Origin of the sequence: Amycolatopsis sp. CB00013 (genome assembly GCF_001905755.1) — a bacterium.
Lineage (GTDB): Bacteria > Actinomycetota > Actinomycetes > Mycobacteriales > Pseudonocardiaceae > Amycolatopsis > Amycolatopsis japonica.
The window spans coordinates 449,532-466,175 of sequence record NZ_LIWC01000003.1 but is presented as its reverse complement, the minus strand read 5'-3'; the positions used below and the strand labels follow the sequence as shown (position 1 = coordinate 466,175).

At 64.9% G+C, this 16,644-nt stretch carries 16 protein-coding genes and 1 pseudogene; 12 read left to right on the top strand and 5 right to left on the bottom strand.

Going from position 1 to position 16,644, the window contains the following annotated elements; all coding sequences use genetic code 11:
- Window positions 1-40 precede the first annotated feature (40 nt).
- The 3 genes from AMK34_RS21770 to AMK34_RS21760 are packed head-to-tail and all read left to right on the top strand — an operon-like array spanning window position 41 to window position 2,864.
- Window positions 41-586 carry a hypothetical protein gene (locus AMK34_RS21770; RefSeq protein ID WP_073847147.1) on the top strand — a complete coding sequence of 182 codons (546 nt, stop codon included), beginning with the start codon at window positions 41-43 and terminating at the stop codon, window positions 584-586.
- Window positions 583-1,695, top strand: a complete 1,113-nt coding sequence (locus AMK34_RS43015; protein WP_073846592.1) for an MAB_1171c family putative transporter — start codon at window positions 583-585, stop codon at window positions 1,693-1,695. The genes AMK34_RS21770 and AMK34_RS43015 overlap by 4 nt, the downstream gene beginning before the upstream one ends.
- Complete coding sequence (locus AMK34_RS21760) at window positions 1,692-2,864, top strand: FAD-dependent monooxygenase (protein WP_073846591.1); 1,173 nt, start codon at window positions 1,692-1,694, stop codon at window positions 2,862-2,864. The genes AMK34_RS43015 and AMK34_RS21760 overlap by 4 nt, the downstream gene beginning before the upstream one ends.
- 57 nt (window positions 2,865-2,921) lie before the next feature.
- Here the strand turns inward: AMK34_RS21760 and AMK34_RS21755 are convergent, their stop codons facing one another.
- Window positions 2,922-3,470: a flavoprotein gene (locus AMK34_RS21755; RefSeq protein WP_073846590.1), complete on the bottom strand. Its 549-nt coding sequence runs from the start codon at window positions 3,468-3,470 to the stop codon at window positions 2,922-2,924.
- Window positions 3,463-4,689, bottom strand: a complete 1,227-nt coding sequence (locus tag AMK34_RS21750) for a helix-turn-helix domain-containing protein (RefSeq protein ID WP_073846589.1) — start codon at window positions 4,687-4,689, stop codon at window positions 3,463-3,465. Before AMK34_RS21750 ends, AMK34_RS21755 begins: the two co-directional genes overlap by 8 nt.
- Window positions 4,690-6,471: 1,782 nt before the next feature.
- Here AMK34_RS21750 and AMK34_RS42745 point away from each other — a divergent pair.
- From AMK34_RS42745 to AMK34_RS21730, 5 genes are all read left to right on the top strand, one after another.
- A complete protein-coding gene (locus AMK34_RS42745; RefSeq protein ID WP_143202541.1) occupies window positions 6,472-6,720 on the top strand; it encodes a hypothetical protein in 249 nt (82 codons plus the stop codon).
- 74 nt (window positions 6,721-6,794) lie between these two features.
- Window positions 6,795-7,061: a hypothetical protein gene (locus AMK34_RS21745; RefSeq protein ID WP_073846588.1), complete on the top strand. Its 267-nt coding sequence runs from the start codon at window positions 6,795-6,797 to the stop codon at window positions 7,059-7,061.
- An 82-nt stretch (window positions 7,062-7,143) separates the two neighbouring features.
- Window positions 7,144-8,007 carry a helix-turn-helix domain-containing protein gene (locus tag AMK34_RS21740; protein ID WP_073846587.1) on the top strand — a complete coding sequence of 288 codons (864 nt, stop codon included), beginning with the start codon at window positions 7,144-7,146 and terminating at the stop codon, window positions 8,005-8,007.
- Window positions 8,004-8,912 carry a helix-turn-helix domain-containing protein gene (locus tag AMK34_RS42740; protein ID WP_073846586.1) on the top strand — a complete coding sequence of 303 codons (909 nt, stop codon included), beginning with the start codon at window positions 8,004-8,006 and terminating at the stop codon, window positions 8,910-8,912. Before AMK34_RS21740 ends, AMK34_RS42740 begins: the two co-directional genes overlap by 4 nt.
- Window positions 8,909-9,427 carry a hypothetical protein gene (locus tag AMK34_RS21730; protein ID WP_143202540.1) on the top strand — a complete coding sequence of 173 codons (519 nt, stop codon included), beginning with the start codon at window positions 8,909-8,911 and terminating at the stop codon, window positions 9,425-9,427. Before AMK34_RS42740 ends, AMK34_RS21730 begins: the two co-directional genes overlap by 4 nt.
- Window positions 9,428-9,471: 44 nt before the next feature.
- Here AMK34_RS21730 and AMK34_RS21725 read toward each other — a convergent pair whose 3' ends face one another.
- Both AMK34_RS21725 and AMK34_RS21720 read right to left on the bottom strand, forming a co-directional pair.
- On the bottom strand, window positions 9,472-9,831 hold the full coding sequence (locus AMK34_RS21725; RefSeq protein ID WP_073846584.1) for a hypothetical protein: 360 nt from the start codon (window positions 9,829-9,831) through the stop codon (window positions 9,472-9,474).
- A 12-nt stretch (window positions 9,832-9,843) separates the two neighbouring features.
- Window positions 9,844-11,127 carry a helix-turn-helix domain-containing protein gene (locus AMK34_RS21720; protein WP_073847146.1) on the bottom strand — a complete coding sequence of 428 codons (1,284 nt, stop codon included), beginning with the start codon at window positions 11,125-11,127 and terminating at the stop codon, window positions 9,844-9,846.
- A gap of 272 nt (window positions 11,128-11,399) precedes the next feature.
- Here AMK34_RS21720 and AMK34_RS43755 point away from each other — a divergent pair, with 272 nt between their 5' ends.
- The 4 genes from AMK34_RS43755 to AMK34_RS43510 all read left to right on the top strand — a co-directional run bounded on the left by AMK34_RS43755 (window position 11,400) and on the right by AMK34_RS43510 (window position 14,364).
- Complete coding sequence (locus tag AMK34_RS43755; RefSeq protein ID WP_274534443.1) at window positions 11,400-11,525, top strand: hypothetical protein; 126 nt, start codon at window positions 11,400-11,402, stop codon at window positions 11,523-11,525.
- A 72-nt stretch (window positions 11,526-11,597) separates the two neighbouring features.
- A complete protein-coding gene (locus tag AMK34_RS21715; protein ID WP_073846583.1) occupies window positions 11,598-13,157 on the top strand; it encodes an asparagine synthase-related protein in 1,560 nt (519 codons plus the stop codon).
- Window positions 13,154-13,906: a class I SAM-dependent methyltransferase gene (locus tag AMK34_RS21710; RefSeq protein WP_083649942.1), complete on the top strand. Its 753-nt coding sequence runs from the start codon at window positions 13,154-13,156 to the stop codon at window positions 13,904-13,906. Before AMK34_RS21715 ends, AMK34_RS21710 begins: the two co-directional genes overlap by 4 nt.
- A gap of 107 nt (window positions 13,907-14,013) precedes the next feature.
- The gene (locus AMK34_RS43510; RefSeq protein ID WP_073846582.1) at window positions 14,014-14,364 is read left to right on the top strand and encodes a hypothetical protein; all 351 of its coding nucleotides are present in this window, start codon (window positions 14,014-14,016) and stop codon (window positions 14,362-14,364) included.
- Between the two features lie 904 nt (window positions 14,365-15,268).
- Here AMK34_RS43510 and AMK34_RS21700 read toward each other — a convergent pair.
- Window positions 15,269-16,457: pseudogene (locus AMK34_RS21700) on the bottom strand (globin domain-containing protein).
- Window positions 16,458-16,644 lie beyond the last annotated feature (187 nt).

The window sequence follows — 16,644 nt, the reverse complement described above, 5'->3', positions numbered from 1 at the left end:
CGATGCTGCCTGAAGTCGCTGCTGCGAAGGGAGGGTGCGGGTGTCTGAGCGGCGCATACGCCGACAATGCCGTGAGATGCTGAGCAAGCTCGATATTCGCCCACCCCTGGACGTGACCGAGCTATGCCGTCAGATGGGCGAGATCCGCGGTAAACCCATCCGCCTGATCGCCTACCCCATCCCCGTCCCTGGCCCTTTCGGCATGTGGATCTCCACCCGAGAAGCGGACTACATTCTCTTCCAGCAGGAAACGTCCAAACTGCACCAAGACCACATCGTCCTGCACGAACTCGGCCACATCCTCGGTGGCCATCAGGGTGCTCTCGACAGTGACGTACTTCCCGACGGGCTCACAACGCCAGGCACACGGTCGCTGAGCGAGCAGTACCCGGATATCGGCGAGGACGCGGTGAAACGAGCGCTCCGGAGAACTGCCTACGACACCGACCATGAACGGGAGGCCGAAGCAGTCGCGACGATCATCCTCGAGTGGGCGTCGATCCTGAATATCGCGGCCCCGCGGCCATCTGTCGGCGCCGCGCGCGGCATGGACACCGCTCTCGGTGCCCGGATCGGCTGGCTATGAGCTGGCTCATCAGTGCCGCACTGATCAGTTGTCTCCTCGGCGGCCTGATCTGGAAGGGCTATCAGCTCAGCCGACAGCCCTGGAACCTCCCCTTACAAGGCATCGTCGGCTTCCTCGCCTTCGCGCTCATTGGGCGCATCCTGCGTGATGTCGTCGGCGACGCGTCGCTCGTGCGCGGGGGTCCGGTGTGGTCAGCGGTCGCCTGGCACGCCCCTACCTCGGCCGCGGTTCTGTCCCTGCTGTTCTTCTTCGATGCGGCAACGCTGCCTCGACAGGTGGCCAAACGCCGCACTCGCCGGAACTTACTCGTCCTCCTCGCCGCCGAAGCCGTCATGATCGGTGCCGCCGCCCTGGCGCCAGCGCCGATGTCCGTCCCGTACATGTCGGTCATCTACTTCGCCGCGAACACCTTTATGGGCTGTGCGTTGGCCGCGTGCGCGGTCTCGGCTCTGCGCTACGCGCGCCAGGCCGAACGGCGGTTGGCCTTGGGACTCCGCGTCGCGGCCGTCGGCTTCTCGTTGACGGCGGTGACCAGCGGGATATTCGCCGCGATCGACGTCGAGTACTGGCTCACTGGCACGCTGTTCATGGACATCATCGCCGTGAACGGAACGCTCTCCTTCTCTGGCATCGTCGCTATCGTGATAGGCCTGCTCTATCCAGCGGCCCGTATGCGATTGGCGGCCATTCGTATCTGGTGGCGGCAGCGCAGCGCCTACCACGCGCTTGGTCCGCTGTGGACGGCTCTCCACCACGCGTTCCCTGAAGACGAGTTTCTCCGTGCCTCCACCACGCCTTGGGACTCCCTGCGCGTGTGGGACGTTCACCGGCGTTATTACCGACGCATGATCGAGTGCCGAGACGGGCTCGTACGGATCAGCCCGCAGGTCGCGGAACTCCGCAAACACCGCGCCGCGACCACACCGCTGGCCGACCTCATCAACGAAGCTCTCCAAACCGCCCCGGCCGACCATCCCGAGCAACGACGAGCAATCCCCCTCGCGATCCCGGAGATGAACTCTCCCCGCGACGAGGTGGACGAACTCGTGGCGCTCTCCCGCAACTTCGCCGCCCGGAGCCAGCTCACTTCAGCAGGAAGGACGTCGTGACCCACCACGCGATCATCGTCGGCGGCGGCATCGCGGGATCGGCGGCCGCCATCGCCCTGCGCAAGGCGGGTATAACCGCCGACCTCTACGAAGCGCGCCACGACGGAGGCGACTACACCGGCGCCGCTCTACGACTCCCCCGCAACGGCCTCAGCGCGCTGCGGGCCATCGACGCGCACGATCTCGTCGCCGATATCTCCTACCCCATCGCCAGCACCGAACTCAGCTCAGGAACCGGCCGCCACCTCGGAACGGTCTCCTTCGCCAGCGATGGGCACGGCGAAGTCCCTCGTACGATGCCCCGCGCTCGCCTCGCCCGCACACTGCGCAGCGCAGCAGAAGCCCGCGGAGCACGTGCCTTCATGAACAAGCGCCTGAGCAGGGCCGCCACCCGCGCCGACAGCGTCATAGCAACCTTCGACGACGGATCCACCGCCGAAGGCACCGTGCTCGTCGGCGCAGACGGACTCAACTCCACAATCCGTCGGCTCGTCTCCCCCACCGCACCAGAACCCCAGTACGCCGGCACCCACCTCGTCTACGGCTACGCCCCCGCGAACACAGCCGCACCACCTTCGCCAGACGCTTTTCACATCTACTGGGGAAAGAAGGCGACCTTCGGCTATACAACTGCCGCCGGCGAGATCTACTGGTACGCCAACATCGCATCACCAGAACCACTGGTGGCAGAACAACCGCGCGACACCGAAACCTGGCGTAAGCACCTCACCAAGCTCTTCCGACGCGACCGGACGCCGGCGATGAAAGTCATCGAGGCCGCGAACGTCATAATCCCCTCCAACACGCGCACACTCGGCCCCGTGCCGAGTTGGCACACCGCCCACATGGTCCTCATCGGCGACGCCGCACACGCCGTCCCACCCGCCACAGAACAAGGTGCCGCGCTTGCCATCGAAGACGCCGTCGTCCTAGCCCAATTTCTCCGCGACCAGGACGAGACAGCAACAGCGCTCGAGGCATTCGAAGCCGCACGCCGCGAACGGGTCACACGGGCCGGAGCAAGTCGCCGCAGCCGCACGACACACCGTCGAGGCACACCACGCTGGATCGAGCAACGACGCCGCGACAAGAACGTCGCTCAAGCAGTCCGAAGCGGCGCCATGAACCCGCCCGCATGGCTGCACGACCACCAAACATCCTGGAAGTAGCCGGGAGCCAACGACAACACCGCTCGACCAAGCCAGTCATGCCAGGCCGAACGGGGTTCACGCGCCAGCATCAGGCTTCCCGAAATCTCCAGTATGGCCCATCAGAGGAAGGGCATCGAGAAGATTCTCCCACACGAATGGGTCCTTCTTTTCAGCTGGCCGAACGAGCTCATTGGGAAGAATATTCACTCTCCAACTTTTCAGCCGGGACAAGCTTTCCGCGAATGCCGGATGCGCCGCCAAAGTACTCTTCGCGTACGGCATCGCATAGGTCGGCACCTTGAAGCCGAAGGTCTCGTTCAGTAGACCAAGCGCAGAGTTATCTGAAATACCTGCCGCCCACTTGTTAACAGTATTGAACGTCACTGGGCACGCCAGGATCAAGTCCGGATCCGGCAGGACAACCGGCTCAGCACCGGGCTGGCCGTTCCTTACCGGAAATCCGGTCTGCTCGGTGAGAGCGTCCGCATCTATCCATGTGGCTGCCGTCGGAGTGGCAAAGACGCAGACGCGCCAACCCACACGGTGAAGATGGGCGATCAGAGTACCAAGATCACGAACAGGAGGCGCGGCACTACCGACCAGGTAAACCACTCTGTCAGGCATCTACACCCGCCCTCAGGGCAAGCGCACGAAGTCCCGGAGTAGCACCGTGGCGTTCTCGGTCAAGCAATACTTGGATAACCTCGCGTGCACCGGCATTACGTGAAACAGCCTGCTTGGCGACCCGTTCCGCTTCAAGTAGATGAAGTACCGCCAGACTGTCGTCCGCGACGCTCATAGCCGCTCGCCCCAGATCCAGGTGAACCTGCGAGCGGCGCCCGACTAGCACATCCGGAAGCCGGTCCGTGTCCAGAAACGAACCGAGTTCGTAGGACCGCCGCGCCTCGCCAAGTTGCACAGTGACGGACAACTCGTGGATCGCGACATTGGTCGGCCCGAACCCCGTCCACAGGAAGTTGCCCTCGCAACCCAAGTCGGCGGCGAACTCGCCCGCCTGCCGCAGCCGTCTACGCGCGTTCTGACCGGCACCACTCCGGGCAGCCATGACAGCAGCCAGCAACGAGAGTGCGCCTTGTACGGAGATTTTCACTCGCACATCGTCGCCACCCTTCGCTAACCGCAGGTCTTCGATGGCTTCTTCGACGACTTCTTCGGCATCATCAAGGTGCCCATTCAGCAACAGTGCACACGCGACTTGATAACGGGCAATTCCGGCAAGCTCGGCACTCCCGGCGTCCAGCGCTGCCAGGTTTGCACGGTCCGCGGCAAGCCACGCCAAACTGCCGCTACCGAGTTTCGTCGCCAGCTTTGCAGCAGCAACGTAGCCACAAGCCTTCTGCATAGCCACCGTAGGGCTCGGCAACTGCCCATTGAGCCGGTCTATCACTTGCGGAAGCATCTTCGCGGCCGCCTCATAGTCGGCATGTTGATAAAGCCTGTGCGCTCGATTGACGGCCTGCATGAGCTGCCTCTGATCAGACGACTTCCCGGCGAGCGCTGACCGACCGATGATCGATCGCCGTAGGTCATCCAGCAGCGAGAGCTGGCTTAGGCGCGAACCAACACCAGGATCGGTCCACGCTGATTTCGTGGCCCGATGGCTTGACTGGGCTTTGACTGTACGAAGCAGTTGGTCGAGCTCCACGAGGGACAGGCGAAGAAGCTTGGCGAGCTTAGGTCGCGTGGTCGGAAGTGGCGCACTCGTACCAGTCTCCCAGCGGCCGACCGTGCTGACGTCGACGCCCAGTGCAAACGCGAACTTTTCCTGCGTGTACCCAGCAGCCGAACGGGCACCTGCCAAAACGGAAGACTTCGTCGCCATCAGTTTCCTTATCGCCACACATCGTTACAACAACACATTACCGCAGGTCAGCTGCCTGTGCGCAAGGTTCGTGCGTGGTAATTGCGTGGTTCGTGCCCTGGTCTACGCCACGTGGCCATACCAATGTCGTGACATCACGTCCCCAAGGAGCTGATGTCTGTGACTGCCGACTGCCTCGATCCGGTTGAGCGCACATCCCGAGGCCGTGCGTTGCCGGTACGCGTCGACCCGCGCCCCGAGCGGTTTACGCCTACGCGAGCCAGCATCCTATTCTCCACCTCCTTTCCGCTGCCGATCGTCACAAACCCCAGCTTGGCGCTGATGTCGCGTGTCCGTCAGGGCTTGTGTGAGTTGCGCACGGAGCTTGCCAGCACACCCTCATCGGCAGTCACGCCAACGGTATCCGCCCTATCTGCAGGTGATGTTCCGGTGCAGAAGAAAGCATTCCCCCAGGTATCCATGCCGTGTGACCTGTGCCTGGGAGACGTGCTTGCCCTCGACTGGGAAGGGTGGAGTGTGGGCCCGGATTCGGCCCCATTCGGCGAGGTCTTCGTCTACCGGTGGCCGGATTACGCGGACGTATTGGTCGTCACGAGGCACATCTCCGCCGAGGCCTACCGAACTCCCCTCACGAAGGATGCTGATCCGTTCACGCCTGAACTGATTTGCTGGTCGTTCGGCGGCAGGACCAAGGATTCCTTGCGACGGCTCCTCGCTCTTCCGCACCCAGCTGACAGCAGGGCTCCGAATTGGGGGCAACGGTTTCATGGAACCGCTCGTGTTCCGTCGCCCTGGCGCCAGGTCTTATGGCGTCGCATCGTTTTGTCCAGCCAGCAGCCTTGCAGTTGCGAGCCGTCGTCTGAACTAGGTGTATCTCCGGATTCCACCCGGTCCCGAGCGCGGCTGGACCGCTGACTGTCGCCTTACACCACCCGATTTGCAGCCCGCTCTCGCTCAGACCATCACAGGACTCCATCATGCTCGAAAAGCTTCGGTCTTCCCCTACGTCTGACACGTGCTCGGTGACCTGTGTCATCACGAAGGTCGAGCACCAGGTGGCCAAGGATAAGCGGGCTGCGGGTCGACCGAACGTCGGGATGACCGCGCTTTGCGGGGCGGTGATCCTTCCTCAGGTCGATGACTGGCCCTCGGGACGTGCCTGCCGAGAGTGCGCCCGGGTGCTCAAACGTCCCCGGGCTCAGGAGGCCCCGGCGGCGATTCCTCTCGATGTCCGAGACCTGTACGAGCGCGAAAAAAGGACCCCACCGCGACGTGGACGGGCCGGCCATCGACGACGCTGCGCCCTTGTCCGCCTTGTGCGGCGCCACTGCTGCACCACCACAACCCGGAGCGACATACCTGTGCCGAGGACCGGGGATCCGGTGACCGCCGATACGAACGAGGCCGAATGAACCCGGACCCGTCGCCTCAATCGGAGCGCCCGCGGAGCGTCGAAGAGTGCCTCTCGCATGATCGCGCGCCATTGCCAGCGGGTTCCATCCGCTCTACCCCGGCATGGCGGATCCACTTGCCGCCGCGTGGTGGTACGTACCGGTCGGCGAGAACGACACGGACGTTCTATTCCTGCTTCCTGGCAAGCGGGCCTGCGTTCACCTCTACCTCGGAGACCGGGTGGGTAAGGGACCTCGAGCTCGCGCCCAGCCGACTGCGGGCGGCTTTGCGGACGCGGTCGTCGACGCGGTCCTGGAGTGGTCTCGCGGGTAGGGCGATCGGGCGGCCTCATGACCCGGCACCACGCCCTGGATCCGAGGAACCGGTCCTGTGACCGGCGTGGCCGGCCAGGTGATGCGCGGACCTCTCGACGGGGCCTGGCCGGAGCTGGTCGAGTACTGGTTCTTCCGCCGCGTTGTCCTGCACCGTGTCCCGCCTCGCTATCTGCGTCGACTGCGTTACGGCCGGATCACCGTGAGCGTGAGCCACTGCGGGAAGCTCTGCGGCCCACCGTTCCCCACGGGCGAGCGGACAGTCACCTGGTGCGGCGTCTGCTACCCGCCGTCATCACAGCCATAGCCCCCGGCTCCCCAGGTCATCCGAGAACTCCAAGGCTCCGTGCCACCGCTCACACCCCGAAAGGAACAGAATCCATGTCCCACCAACCCACCGACAACACCGTCCTGCTCGAGACGGTCAGTGGTCGCGACTACGCCGAGGTCTTCGCGGCCGCGGCCGCGTGGTTCGCCGACTCCGCCCAGACCGACGTGGTCGTGTGGGGCCTCAACCTGGACGAGCAAGGCCCGCTGTACGTCGAGTCCGACGACCTGTTCTACCTGGAACTGTTCTACCAGCGCTTCGACAGGCCTCGCCTCGTGCGCGAGACCCTCGAATCAGGCATAGCCGTGATCCGGCATTAGTGGCGAAACCCCGCCAGAGCGGGCGTCGTACACGACGAAGCCCTCCAGTAACGTCCCGAGAATATCACGAGGAACTGCGAGCATGAGCAGGAAAAGCATCAATTCTTTATCCACCGCGAAGAGGAGAGAGCTGGGTATCGAGCTCCTGCGAATCCGCAAGCGGGCTGGGATCGACGGAGGGACATTGGGGGAATTACTGGATTGCAACGCGTCCACTATTTCACGTTTGGAGAACGGTCTCAGCAAGGTCGAAGATGGAAAAGTTGCGCTCTATCTGGCACGAGCCAACGCCACACCCGCCGAACTCGCGGAGCTCGTGGCGTTGGATCGCCGCGCAGACGACGGCTACCAGGTCAGGCCTCACCCCTCAGGCTTCCCGGACGAACTCCCCATCATCGACATGCTCGACCGCGAAAGTCCCTCCATCACGAGCTACGAGCCCATGGAGGTACCACGTCACCTCCAGATCGAACCCTACATTCGCGACACCCTCAGCCAGCACGGGCACGACAAGCAGACACTCGGCGCAGCGGCGATGACTCGACTCTCACGCCACCCATCCTCACTTCACCCGCCAGGCTCGTTCACCTTCTACATCTCCGAGGCAGCGCTCGGCGACAACACCGCAAATCCCGCGGTCATGCAACAACAGCTGACACATCTGATGACCGTGTCCTCGCTGCCACACTTCCGCATCCATCTCGTCCCAGCGGACGCACCCCTGACGGACATTCGGACCGGGTTCACCTTCTTCCGGCACGACGAGTACCGGCCCGTGCTGCATCACCAACTCCCTACCCTCAGCCTATTCCTTGAACACGAGGCCGAAGTCATCTTCTACGAGAGTTATGAGAAACGCATCACCGGTTTCGCCCTCAGTCGCGATGAGACCCGACTCTGGATTAAAGCACGGCTCGCGCAGCTGGATCACCACCTTCGCGATTGACCTACACCGACCGGACACTATCCAAGCAACGAGAGCTGGGCTCCGAACTTCGCCGAATCCGCAAACGCGCAGGCTATCTCGCCACCCACATGGCCTCCATGCTGGGCTGGGGTGAGCCTACGATTTCACACGCGGAGAATGGCTTTCGAAATCTCCCAGATGGGAAAATTGCACTTTATCTCGCACGAGCGAAAGCGACCACCGAGGAATTCGATCGCCTGGTGGCGCTCGATCGCCACCCCGACAACGGCTACCAGGTCAGGCCGCACCCGGCAGGTATTCCCGACGCGCTTCCCGCCATCACCCTGCTCGACGCCGAAAGTACGTCTTACTCAACCTATGACGCAGTCGACATCCCCCGCCATCTGCAAATCGAGCCATATGTCCACACCAACCTCGGCAAGCATGGCCATTGCCAGGGACCCGCGCTCGACGCCGCGGCGCAAGCACGCCTTACCAGGAACCCTTCTTCCACGCATAAACCCGGACCTTTTGTCTTTTATGTTCCTGAGTCAGTGCTCCTCGGCACCCTCGAGAACCCGGTCATCGCATGCGAACAGTTGGTGCACCTGATCCTGCTGTCGTCGCTTCCCCGGTGTCACATTCACCTTGTTCCCGCTGGCGCGCCGGTAGCCGATCTCGGTACGGGGTTCACTCTGTACCGGCACGAGGACCATCCCCCTGTCGTCCACCACCAGCTACCCACCGCCAGCCTCTTCTTCGAGAAAGAACACGACGTCGCCTACTACGAGCGATACTTGGAACAGCTCGCGGCTCTGTCACTCGGCCGGCGGGAGACACGAGAATGGCTCTCTCGAACGCAAGCAGATGCCGAGCGATGTTTGGTCGAGGCCCAACCGGTCGTGCTGAGCCGTTGCGCCACTGGGGCGGCGGCCGGGACATGAGACTCCCCTACGCCATCGACGATGAGCATGCTGCTGTCATCGCGGTCGGCCAGGAAATCAACCATCCTGACACCGCACGCTGGCGAGCGATGACCGCTGAGGATGACCGGCTCCGGCAGACTTACCGCGCGCTCGGCTTGCTGATCAAACAGGTCGAGGTTTCCTTCCTTAAGCGCAAGGCCGATCTGCGCGCCTTCGAGGGCACCCGCAAGGAGTATCGGCAAGCGGCAGCCGAATATGAGCACTGGAAGTCACGAACGGTGCACTTCGCGAACCGCGCGTGTGAACGCCGAGCCGAGCTGGAGGACCGGGTCCGCCTCCTCAAGCAGAGCCACGGGTTCGACGAGATCCGGACGGCGCTGCGGACGCTAGCGCAGGCTGTAGCCGACCACCGTGACACGATCCGTCGTAGCGGACGTCAGGAGACGACTGCGGACAGGATGTTGTGGATCCGGCTCGATCTGTTGCCGGGCGGTACCTTGGCAGACCACGCCTCCGAATCCACCGCCCCTTGATCTCGACCATAAGCGGCACGACGTCAGCACACCCTGGGCGGAGGTCAGGCGTCCTGTTCGATGCGTTCGAAGATGTCGATGTCGGTTGCCTGCTGCCACTCGGGCAGGGCGTCCCAGTCCGCGACATAGGAGGGTTTCGGGTCGGGGAAGTGTTTGAAGATCTGACCGATCCAGCACAGGGCGACGAAGCGGCCCTTCTGCTCTGGCGTGAGTTTGGTCGTGGCGCCGTTGGTGGTGGCGATGAAGGCGGCAACCTGGTCGTAGACGGCTGTGGCGGCGTCGCGTTCCCAGTCCGGTGTCTCGTCCCAGGGCGTGATGTAGCCGGGTTTCGGTTCGCCGGGGTAGTGCTTGGTGACTCCGGCGATCCAGGCTTCGCGGAACACTCGGCCACGTTCGTTGGACATGGGTTTCCTCCACTATGCGGCGTGGCCGCTGACGAGGTCGGTGATCTCGGCATCGAGTCGCTGAATGCTCTGGTCGCCGAGCATAGGGACAAGGTGTGGCTGGAGGTCGCGCAGTTTACGGGCGACCACTCCGGAGCCGGTCTTGCGAGCGGTGGCCAGAACGGCGTCGGCGTAGGTGACGACCTGCTCAGGATCGGCGCGGTGGACGCCGATCATGGCCAGGTCGGTCAGGACGCCGGCTTTACGCCGGGCGGTGAGAGCTCCGTTGAGCGCATCGGTCAGGGCCGCTTCGGCCAGATCGAGCCGGCCAAGTGTCACGAAGCAGGTCCCGCGCTCCTCGGCCAAGCGCGAGCCGTCGAAGCGGAGCCAGCCGCCGTTGTGCACCTGTCCTCTTAAATGCTGAACTTCCGCGGCGGTGTCGAGCGCGCGCTGGCAGGCGTCGAAATCGCCGAGTCTGGCGAAGGTTTCCGCCTGCACGGCGGCGACCCAGTGCCGGGTCGAAAGAGCGGTGTCACCCCTGTAGGCGAGGTTGGAGGCAAGATCGAGCAGAGGTGCGGCCTCGGAGAACTTGTGTTCGTAGACGGCGATGAACGCGTGCCGGGTCAGCGCACAGGCCCATAAGTCCGGCGCTCCGGCCTCCTTACTCGCGGCCGCGGCCAGGCTATAGCAGTGGGCCGCGTCGGTGTAGCGGTCACCATCGAAATAGATCTCACCGGCCAGCTGGAACAAGTCCGCGGCCAGCTGGCACAGTCGTTGCCGAATCGCGGGTGTCTGCGACTGGCGCAGGGCGTCGGCGAGCAGGCCGAGCTGAGTGCGCACGAGCGGCAGCACTTGCCGCTTGTTTGACGCCATGCCGTACACCCGCCACAGCTGGCCCGCGAACGCGGCGAATTCCTCCGCCCCCTCCGGGTCGAGAGCGCCGCTGCTCGCCGCCGCGACAGCCCGGTCGGCATCTACGGCCACCGGCAGCGCCAGCAGCGCCCCTGTCGCGCTGAACAAGCGCAGCAGGTCGCGACGGTTCATGTCGTCGGCCTCCGCAAGATCGGGTGGGACTACGGCTGCGGTCGCTGGGCACCGCTCCGGAGCCGACGCCTGCTCTAGCAACGTACCGAGTTCGTGCAAGGTCACGCCGAGCGCCTTCGCGATCCGAGGCCTGTAGGCCGGGCTCGGCGTCGCCTCGCCCCGTTCCCAGCGGCTCACGGTGGAACACTCGACCTTCAGCACGGCCGCGAGAGTTTCCTGTGTGTAGCTCATCTTTTTTCGCCGTGCGGCAAGCGCGACTCGTCGGCTGTTCATCGACACCACCCGCCCTGTTGGTCAGCGATCACGATAGCCACCCGGGGGCCAAGGTTAATTACCTCTCGGTGAGCTGCACCCGTTCGGACTACCACCTCGACAGCGACGTTTATGCAGGTCAGACGCTACATGCCTGGTTAATGCCTAGCCGACGCCGGGTTCTTGCTCTGGCTGCCGCGAGCCAGTGAGCCGTTGACTGAACTCGCAACAGCCAACTGTCCGTTCCGACATGGGAATGCCGCCACGGGCGCGAACCGACAAGGAGAAACGCGATGGACGTGGACGTGATGTTCACCGGAGAGCTGGTGCTCGGGGTGCCTTCGATGGACGGGCTCTACGCACCGAAGATGCCCGGCGATGCCGACGGTGCCGACAAGGGCGACCACTGCGCCAGCTGACCCGCCACCCACCGCTGCGGCTCGGGCGGTGTGTACTGCCCGAGCCGCGCCGCGGAAAGGAGCTACTCCGCAATGCTCTCGTTTCGCCTGACGCTCAACTCCGACATCGCCTCGACGTGGCACTGGGACACCGACCGATGGCGCCGTGGGGACTGTTGGATTCGACCGGTCGTTCATCCGGCACTGCGGCACGACATCGACGACCGTCTGGGGACCACCACGGTCCTGGTCCGTGACGCCGCGACCCGGTTGTCATTGCCGGAGGCGAGCCGTATCGGTGGCGGTACGAGCGTGATGGGTGACGCGCGGGGAGACGCCCTGCTACTCCAGGTCCGACCAGAACAGATCACCCTCACTGCGGGCATCGGTGGAACCGTGCCGCTCTACCTGGCCGTCGACGGAGACACCCTGCGCGGCACCTGGGACCTGCCCACGCTCCGCAGGCACACACAGCGGTCCAGCCTGCTCGATCGCGCTGTGGCCCGCGTTCTGACCAGGCGGCACCGCTACAGCAGCGACACGTTGTTCACCAACGTGATGGCGCTGACCGAACGCGCGGCCGCGACGTTCACCACGTCTGGTTTGAACATCACGTACCCACCTCCAGCCAAGCACGTCACCCGGGCACGGACGCTACGGCCTGGCGTCGACACCACAGCCGCACTCGGCCATCTGCTCGCCGACGCGATGCGCCCCTGGCAGGACAGCAGCTCCACGCTGGGCCTGGAGCTGTCTGGCGGCCTGGACTCCGCCACCATCGCGGTCGCCGCCCGCATGGCGTCCCCGGCTCCGCTGCGCACCTTCGGCCTCATCGTCGACGGCGCCCTCGGCGCGGAGCAGCACCGCCGTCGCGTGACGATCACCGAACAGGTCGGAGCGGTCGACGACATCGTCTCAGCTCACGACCACGCGCCTTTCTGCGAGAGCGGCATCCGCGCCAGCGGCGCCGCGCACGACCCGCGCGGCGAATTCTACCGCGAGGCGTTCGAAGCCCTCGTCGACAGAGCAACCTGCAGCGGCGTGGAGATCATGCTGACCGGCCACGGCGGCGACGAGATCATGGCACCCCGCATCGACGAGCTACCCCCACCAGCGCCCCTGTCTCTGAGCGACGTCTCCTGGCTCGGGCCACGCGCCCGCGATGCGGTCGCCCACATCGACGACAACCTCGCGCCCTCCGCCGTGCTACCGACACCGACCCTCATGGGGTTCGCCGTCCACCACCCGGCCTACTTGCGGTCGGGAATCTGGCCAGTTGCCCCCTTCACTCATCAGCCCCTGGTCCGGTTCGCCGAGCAACTACCGTTTGAACTCCGCAGGCACAAAAAGCTTTACCGCGACTTCCTCACCCGTGCCGGCCTACCGTCCCTGGTCACCCACCCGCAGCGAACCGAGCACTTCCGAGGCCTGATGCAACACGGCCTGCGACACAACGGACTCCAGCTGGCCGAGCGTCTGCTGGCCGACGGGATGCTCCTCGCAGACCACGACTTCATCGACCCCGATTCGCTCCGCCGCACCGTGCAGCGCGCCCGCCAGAGCGCTACCGTGCCGTCCGTGCTGTGCGACACCCTCGTCCTCGAAGTCGGCCTCCGATCACTGCAGGCCCCGACCACCACGCGGGCCGCATGAACCTGGCCGCCCACAACATCGCCTACCGGCGCCCCGACCTCTACGACGCACTCACCCGCAACAGCGCCACCGCAGCGACCTGCCGGCGCCTCATCGACCAGCACGGAACCGTAGCCACCGGCAGTCTCCTCGACCTCGGCTGCGGAACAGCCCGCGACCTCGCCCAGCTCGCGACCACCCACCGCTGCGTCGGCGTCGATCTCCAACCAGCACTCATCGAACACGCACGACAGCGGTATCCCGACCTCGAACTCCATATCGGAGACCTCCGCGACCTACGACTGAACCGCACGTTCGACGTCATCACGTGCCTCGGAAACACCCTCGCTTACCTGCACCACAACAACGACATCCAGGCCGCGTTCGCCACCTTCGCCGCCCACGCGCACCCCGGCGCACTGTTGATCATCGTCACTCAAATAGCACCCACCACCACAACCACACCGAGCCACGGCCGCATCGACGCAGCAGGACTCCACGCCGACGTCACCACCGAACACGACTGGAACCCCCGTACACAGATCGCCACCGTCCACCGCACCTGGCGACTCGATGACGGCACTACCGAACACGACCTGCTCCAACGCCGTGTCCTCTTCCCCCTCGAACTCGACCTCTACGCCACCCTCGCCGGTTTCATGCCCCTCGCACTGTTCACCGACCCCCACCACCCCACCGGGCCACTGACCAGCTCCACAGCGCACTTCGTCGCCAAATACACCCCGCGTGGCGGCCACGCCCACAGCTGAGTATCCGGCCGACGGCCAGCCGGCTGACTGAGACCGCGGAAACAGCCAAACGGGGCGAACTGAAGTTTTACCTCGGAGCCGCACCCGGCGTCGGCAAAACCCCCGCCATGCTCGGCGACGCGCATCGACGCAGGCAACGCGGTACCGATGTGGTGATCGGCTATGTCGAAACACATGGCCGCACGAAGACCGCCGGCCTGGAGGTCGTGCCGCGCGAACGGATCAAGCACCGTGGTCGAGTTCACGGGGATGGGCCTCGACGCGGTCCTGGCTCGTGCGCCCGAGGTCGTGGTGGTGGACGAACTCGCCCCACCGACGTGCCCGGCTCGCGCAACGCCAAACAGTGGCCGGACGTCGAGCAGTTGCTGACAGCAGGAATCGATCTGCTGCCCACGGTCAACCTCCAGCATCTGGAGTCGCTCAATGAGGTCGTCCAGTGCATCACCGGCGTCCAGTAGCGCGAGACGATTCCGGACGAGGTGGTTCGCCGGGCCGAACAGGTGGAGCTCGTCGACATTACGTCGCAGGCGCCGCGCAGAAGGTCGACGCCGCGCTCGCCAACTACTTCTGGGACGGCAATCTCACGGCCTTACGAGAGCTGGCTCGGCAGCGGGTGGCCGCCCAAGTAGACGTAACGCTGCAGCGCTGCCGCAGCGACCGATCCTCGGTACCGGGGAACCTCGTGAACGGGTGTTTCCCGCGATCACCGGCGGTCCCGAGAACGAGCCCTGCTCCGCGGGGCCCGACGCATCGCGCTGCGCGCCGGTACCGCGAGCTGCTGGAGGTCTACGTCATGCGCGGCGACGAACAAGCCGATGCTCCCCGAACAGGACGCTGGGCCGGCATGACCGCGAGTCTCAGACCACCGGAACCTTCGGGGTCAGCAATGCAATCTACGTTCCGTAGTGAACGTAAGGCCCGCCAGTGGAACCGATCTCCGTCACGCTGGTCCATGTTCCGTCCGTGCCGGAGTTCCAGGGCCGGCTTCGCCGACACCAGAACTAGGGTGGCGGCAAAACTTTGCTGTCCAGCACTAAACTCGTCGTTTAGATTTGCGCGAGCGAATTGCCGCGCCCAGTAGGGCGCCGATCGCGGCACCGATCAGGGGAATCCCGATCGAAGGAACCTGGTTGGCCCAAAATACGACTCCTGTTCCGCCCAGCACTATCAAGAAAATGTAGCCCGCACTGTTCTTTGACATATTCGTCCAATCTGCGGCTCGGGCAGCTCAGTCTGTGCTTGTCGAAGGGAGCATAGGTTGAGCCGTTGGGATTGTTGCAGCGATAGGTTACGGCGAGGCCGACTCCGCCACCTGCCAACCCGCTGCCCACCATGCCAAAGGGGACCGTGGGCGGCAGGGAGTCAGTCCCGGTCGAGCATTCCGGGGCCAAAGACCTCGTAGTGGATGCGCTCGGCGGCTAGGCCTCGGCGGATCAGCCCGGCGCGGATTCCGTGCATGAACGGCAAGGGGCCGCACAGGTAGGCGGTGGTGTCCGGAGGAAGCGGTAGCGCGTCGACATCCATGAAACCGGGCTGCGAGCGGTCGTCGTGGCCGGACTCGTACCAGTACAACTCGTCGACCTCGCCCAGCCCCGTCGCGGTCTGGGCGCATTCGCGGCGGAATGCGTGGTGGGCGGGCGAGCGGTCGGCGTGGGCGAGGATGATCTGCCGCGTCGGCTGGATGCGGGCGAGGAGATCCAGCATGGCGGCCATCGGGGTGATCCCGATCCCGGCGCTGACCAGGAGCACCGGTCCGTCGCCGGTGTCGAGGGTCGTCTCGCCCGCGGGCGGCCCGAGCAGCAGGGTCTCGTCTTCGGTCACGTGATCGTGCAGGTGGGTGGACACCGCGCCGTCCGGAGCGCCGTCGCGGCCGCGGACCCGGCGGACGGTGATCCGCAGCGAGCCTCCCGGGGCCGTGCGACAGCGAGTACTGGCGGGGCTGGCGACGGCCGTCCGGCAGGTCGACCGCGACCGAAACGTACTGACCGGGCACGAAGTCCGGGACGGCCGCGCCGTCGTCGGGCACCAGGGTGAACGACACCGCGTCGACGGCTTCATCAAGGCGCTTCGCCACCCGCCAGCGGCGCCAGAGACCGGCGGGATCGAGGTCACCACGTTCGTAGAGGCGGGCTTCGGCGGCGATCAGCCGGCACGCGAGCAGCCAATAGACCTCGTGCCACGCCGCGGAGATCTCATGGGTGACCGCGGCACCGAGTACCGTGCCGACGGCCGTGAGCAGATGGTGACCGACGATCGGGTACTGCTCGGCCCGGATGCCGAGCGACACGTGCTTGTGCGCGATCCGCTCGGCGACGTGTTCGAACGACGCCTCGCCGTCTTCGGCGAGCAGGCTCTCGGCGAAGCCGACCACGGCCGAAGCCAGTGCGAGCTTCTGGCTGCCGTCGGCCTGGTTGCCCTGGTTGAACAGGTCGAGCAGTTCCGGATGCGCGGTGAACATCGACGAGTAGAACTCACCGGTGATTTCCACGGCGTGCGCGCGTACGACGGGCAAGGTGGCACGAACCACCACGGCGGATGCTGGGGACAGCAAGGAGTTCTCCTTCTTCGGGAAGTAGGACCAGGCCTTGCGGAGGCCCCGATGCGGCCACGGCCGGGCTCCGCTCCGATCCTGCCGGGAACGGGGTACGGCACCAAGTGATCTTCGACGTACTCGGCTGGGGACCTTGGTCCTTCGAAACTCGCCGATCGGACCAGTCCCTCGTTCGCCCGGCCATGCC

Bases quoted from the DNA above. Each gene is read 5' to 3' on its own strand.
- AMK34_RS21750 (WP_073846589.1), bottom strand. From the start codon at position 4,689: ATGGCGACGAAGTCTTCCGTTTTGGCAGGTGCCCGTTCGGCTGCTGGG.
- AMK34_RS21715 (WP_073846583.1), top strand. From the start codon at position 11,598: ATGCTCTCGTTTCGCCTGACGCTCAACTCCGACATCGCCTCGACGTGG.
- AMK34_RS21730 (WP_143202540.1), top strand. From the start codon at position 8,909: ATGAGACTCCCCTACGCCATCGACGATGAGCATGCTGCTGTCATCGCG.
- AMK34_RS21755 (WP_073846590.1), bottom strand. From the start codon at position 3,470: ATGCCTGACAGAGTGGTTTACCTGGTCGGTAGTGCCGCGCCTCCTGTT.
- AMK34_RS21725 (WP_073846584.1), bottom strand. From the start codon at position 9,831: ATGTCCAACGAACGTGGCCGAGTGTTCCGCGAAGCCTGGATCGCCGGA.
- AMK34_RS21740 (WP_073846587.1), top strand. From the start codon at position 7,144: ATGAGCAGGAAAAGCATCAATTCTTTATCCACCGCGAAGAGGAGAGAG.
- AMK34_RS21745 (WP_073846588.1), top strand. From the start codon at position 6,795: ATGTCCCACCAACCCACCGACAACACCGTCCTGCTCGAGACGGTCAGT.
- AMK34_RS43015 (WP_073846592.1), top strand. From the start codon at position 583: ATGAGCTGGCTCATCAGTGCCGCACTGATCAGTTGTCTCCTCGGCGGC.
- AMK34_RS43510 (WP_073846582.1), top strand. From the start codon at position 14,014: ATGCTCGGCGACGCGCATCGACGCAGGCAACGCGGTACCGATGTGGTG.
- AMK34_RS21720 (WP_073847146.1), bottom strand. From the start codon at position 11,127: ATGAACAGCCGACGAGTCGCGCTTGCCGCACGGCGAAAAAAGATGAGC.
- AMK34_RS43755 (WP_274534443.1), top strand. From the start codon at position 11,400: ATGGACGTGGACGTGATGTTCACCGGAGAGCTGGTGCTCGGGGTGCCT.
- AMK34_RS21710 (WP_083649942.1), top strand. From the start codon at position 13,154: ATGAACCTGGCCGCCCACAACATCGCCTACCGGCGCCCCGACCTCTAC.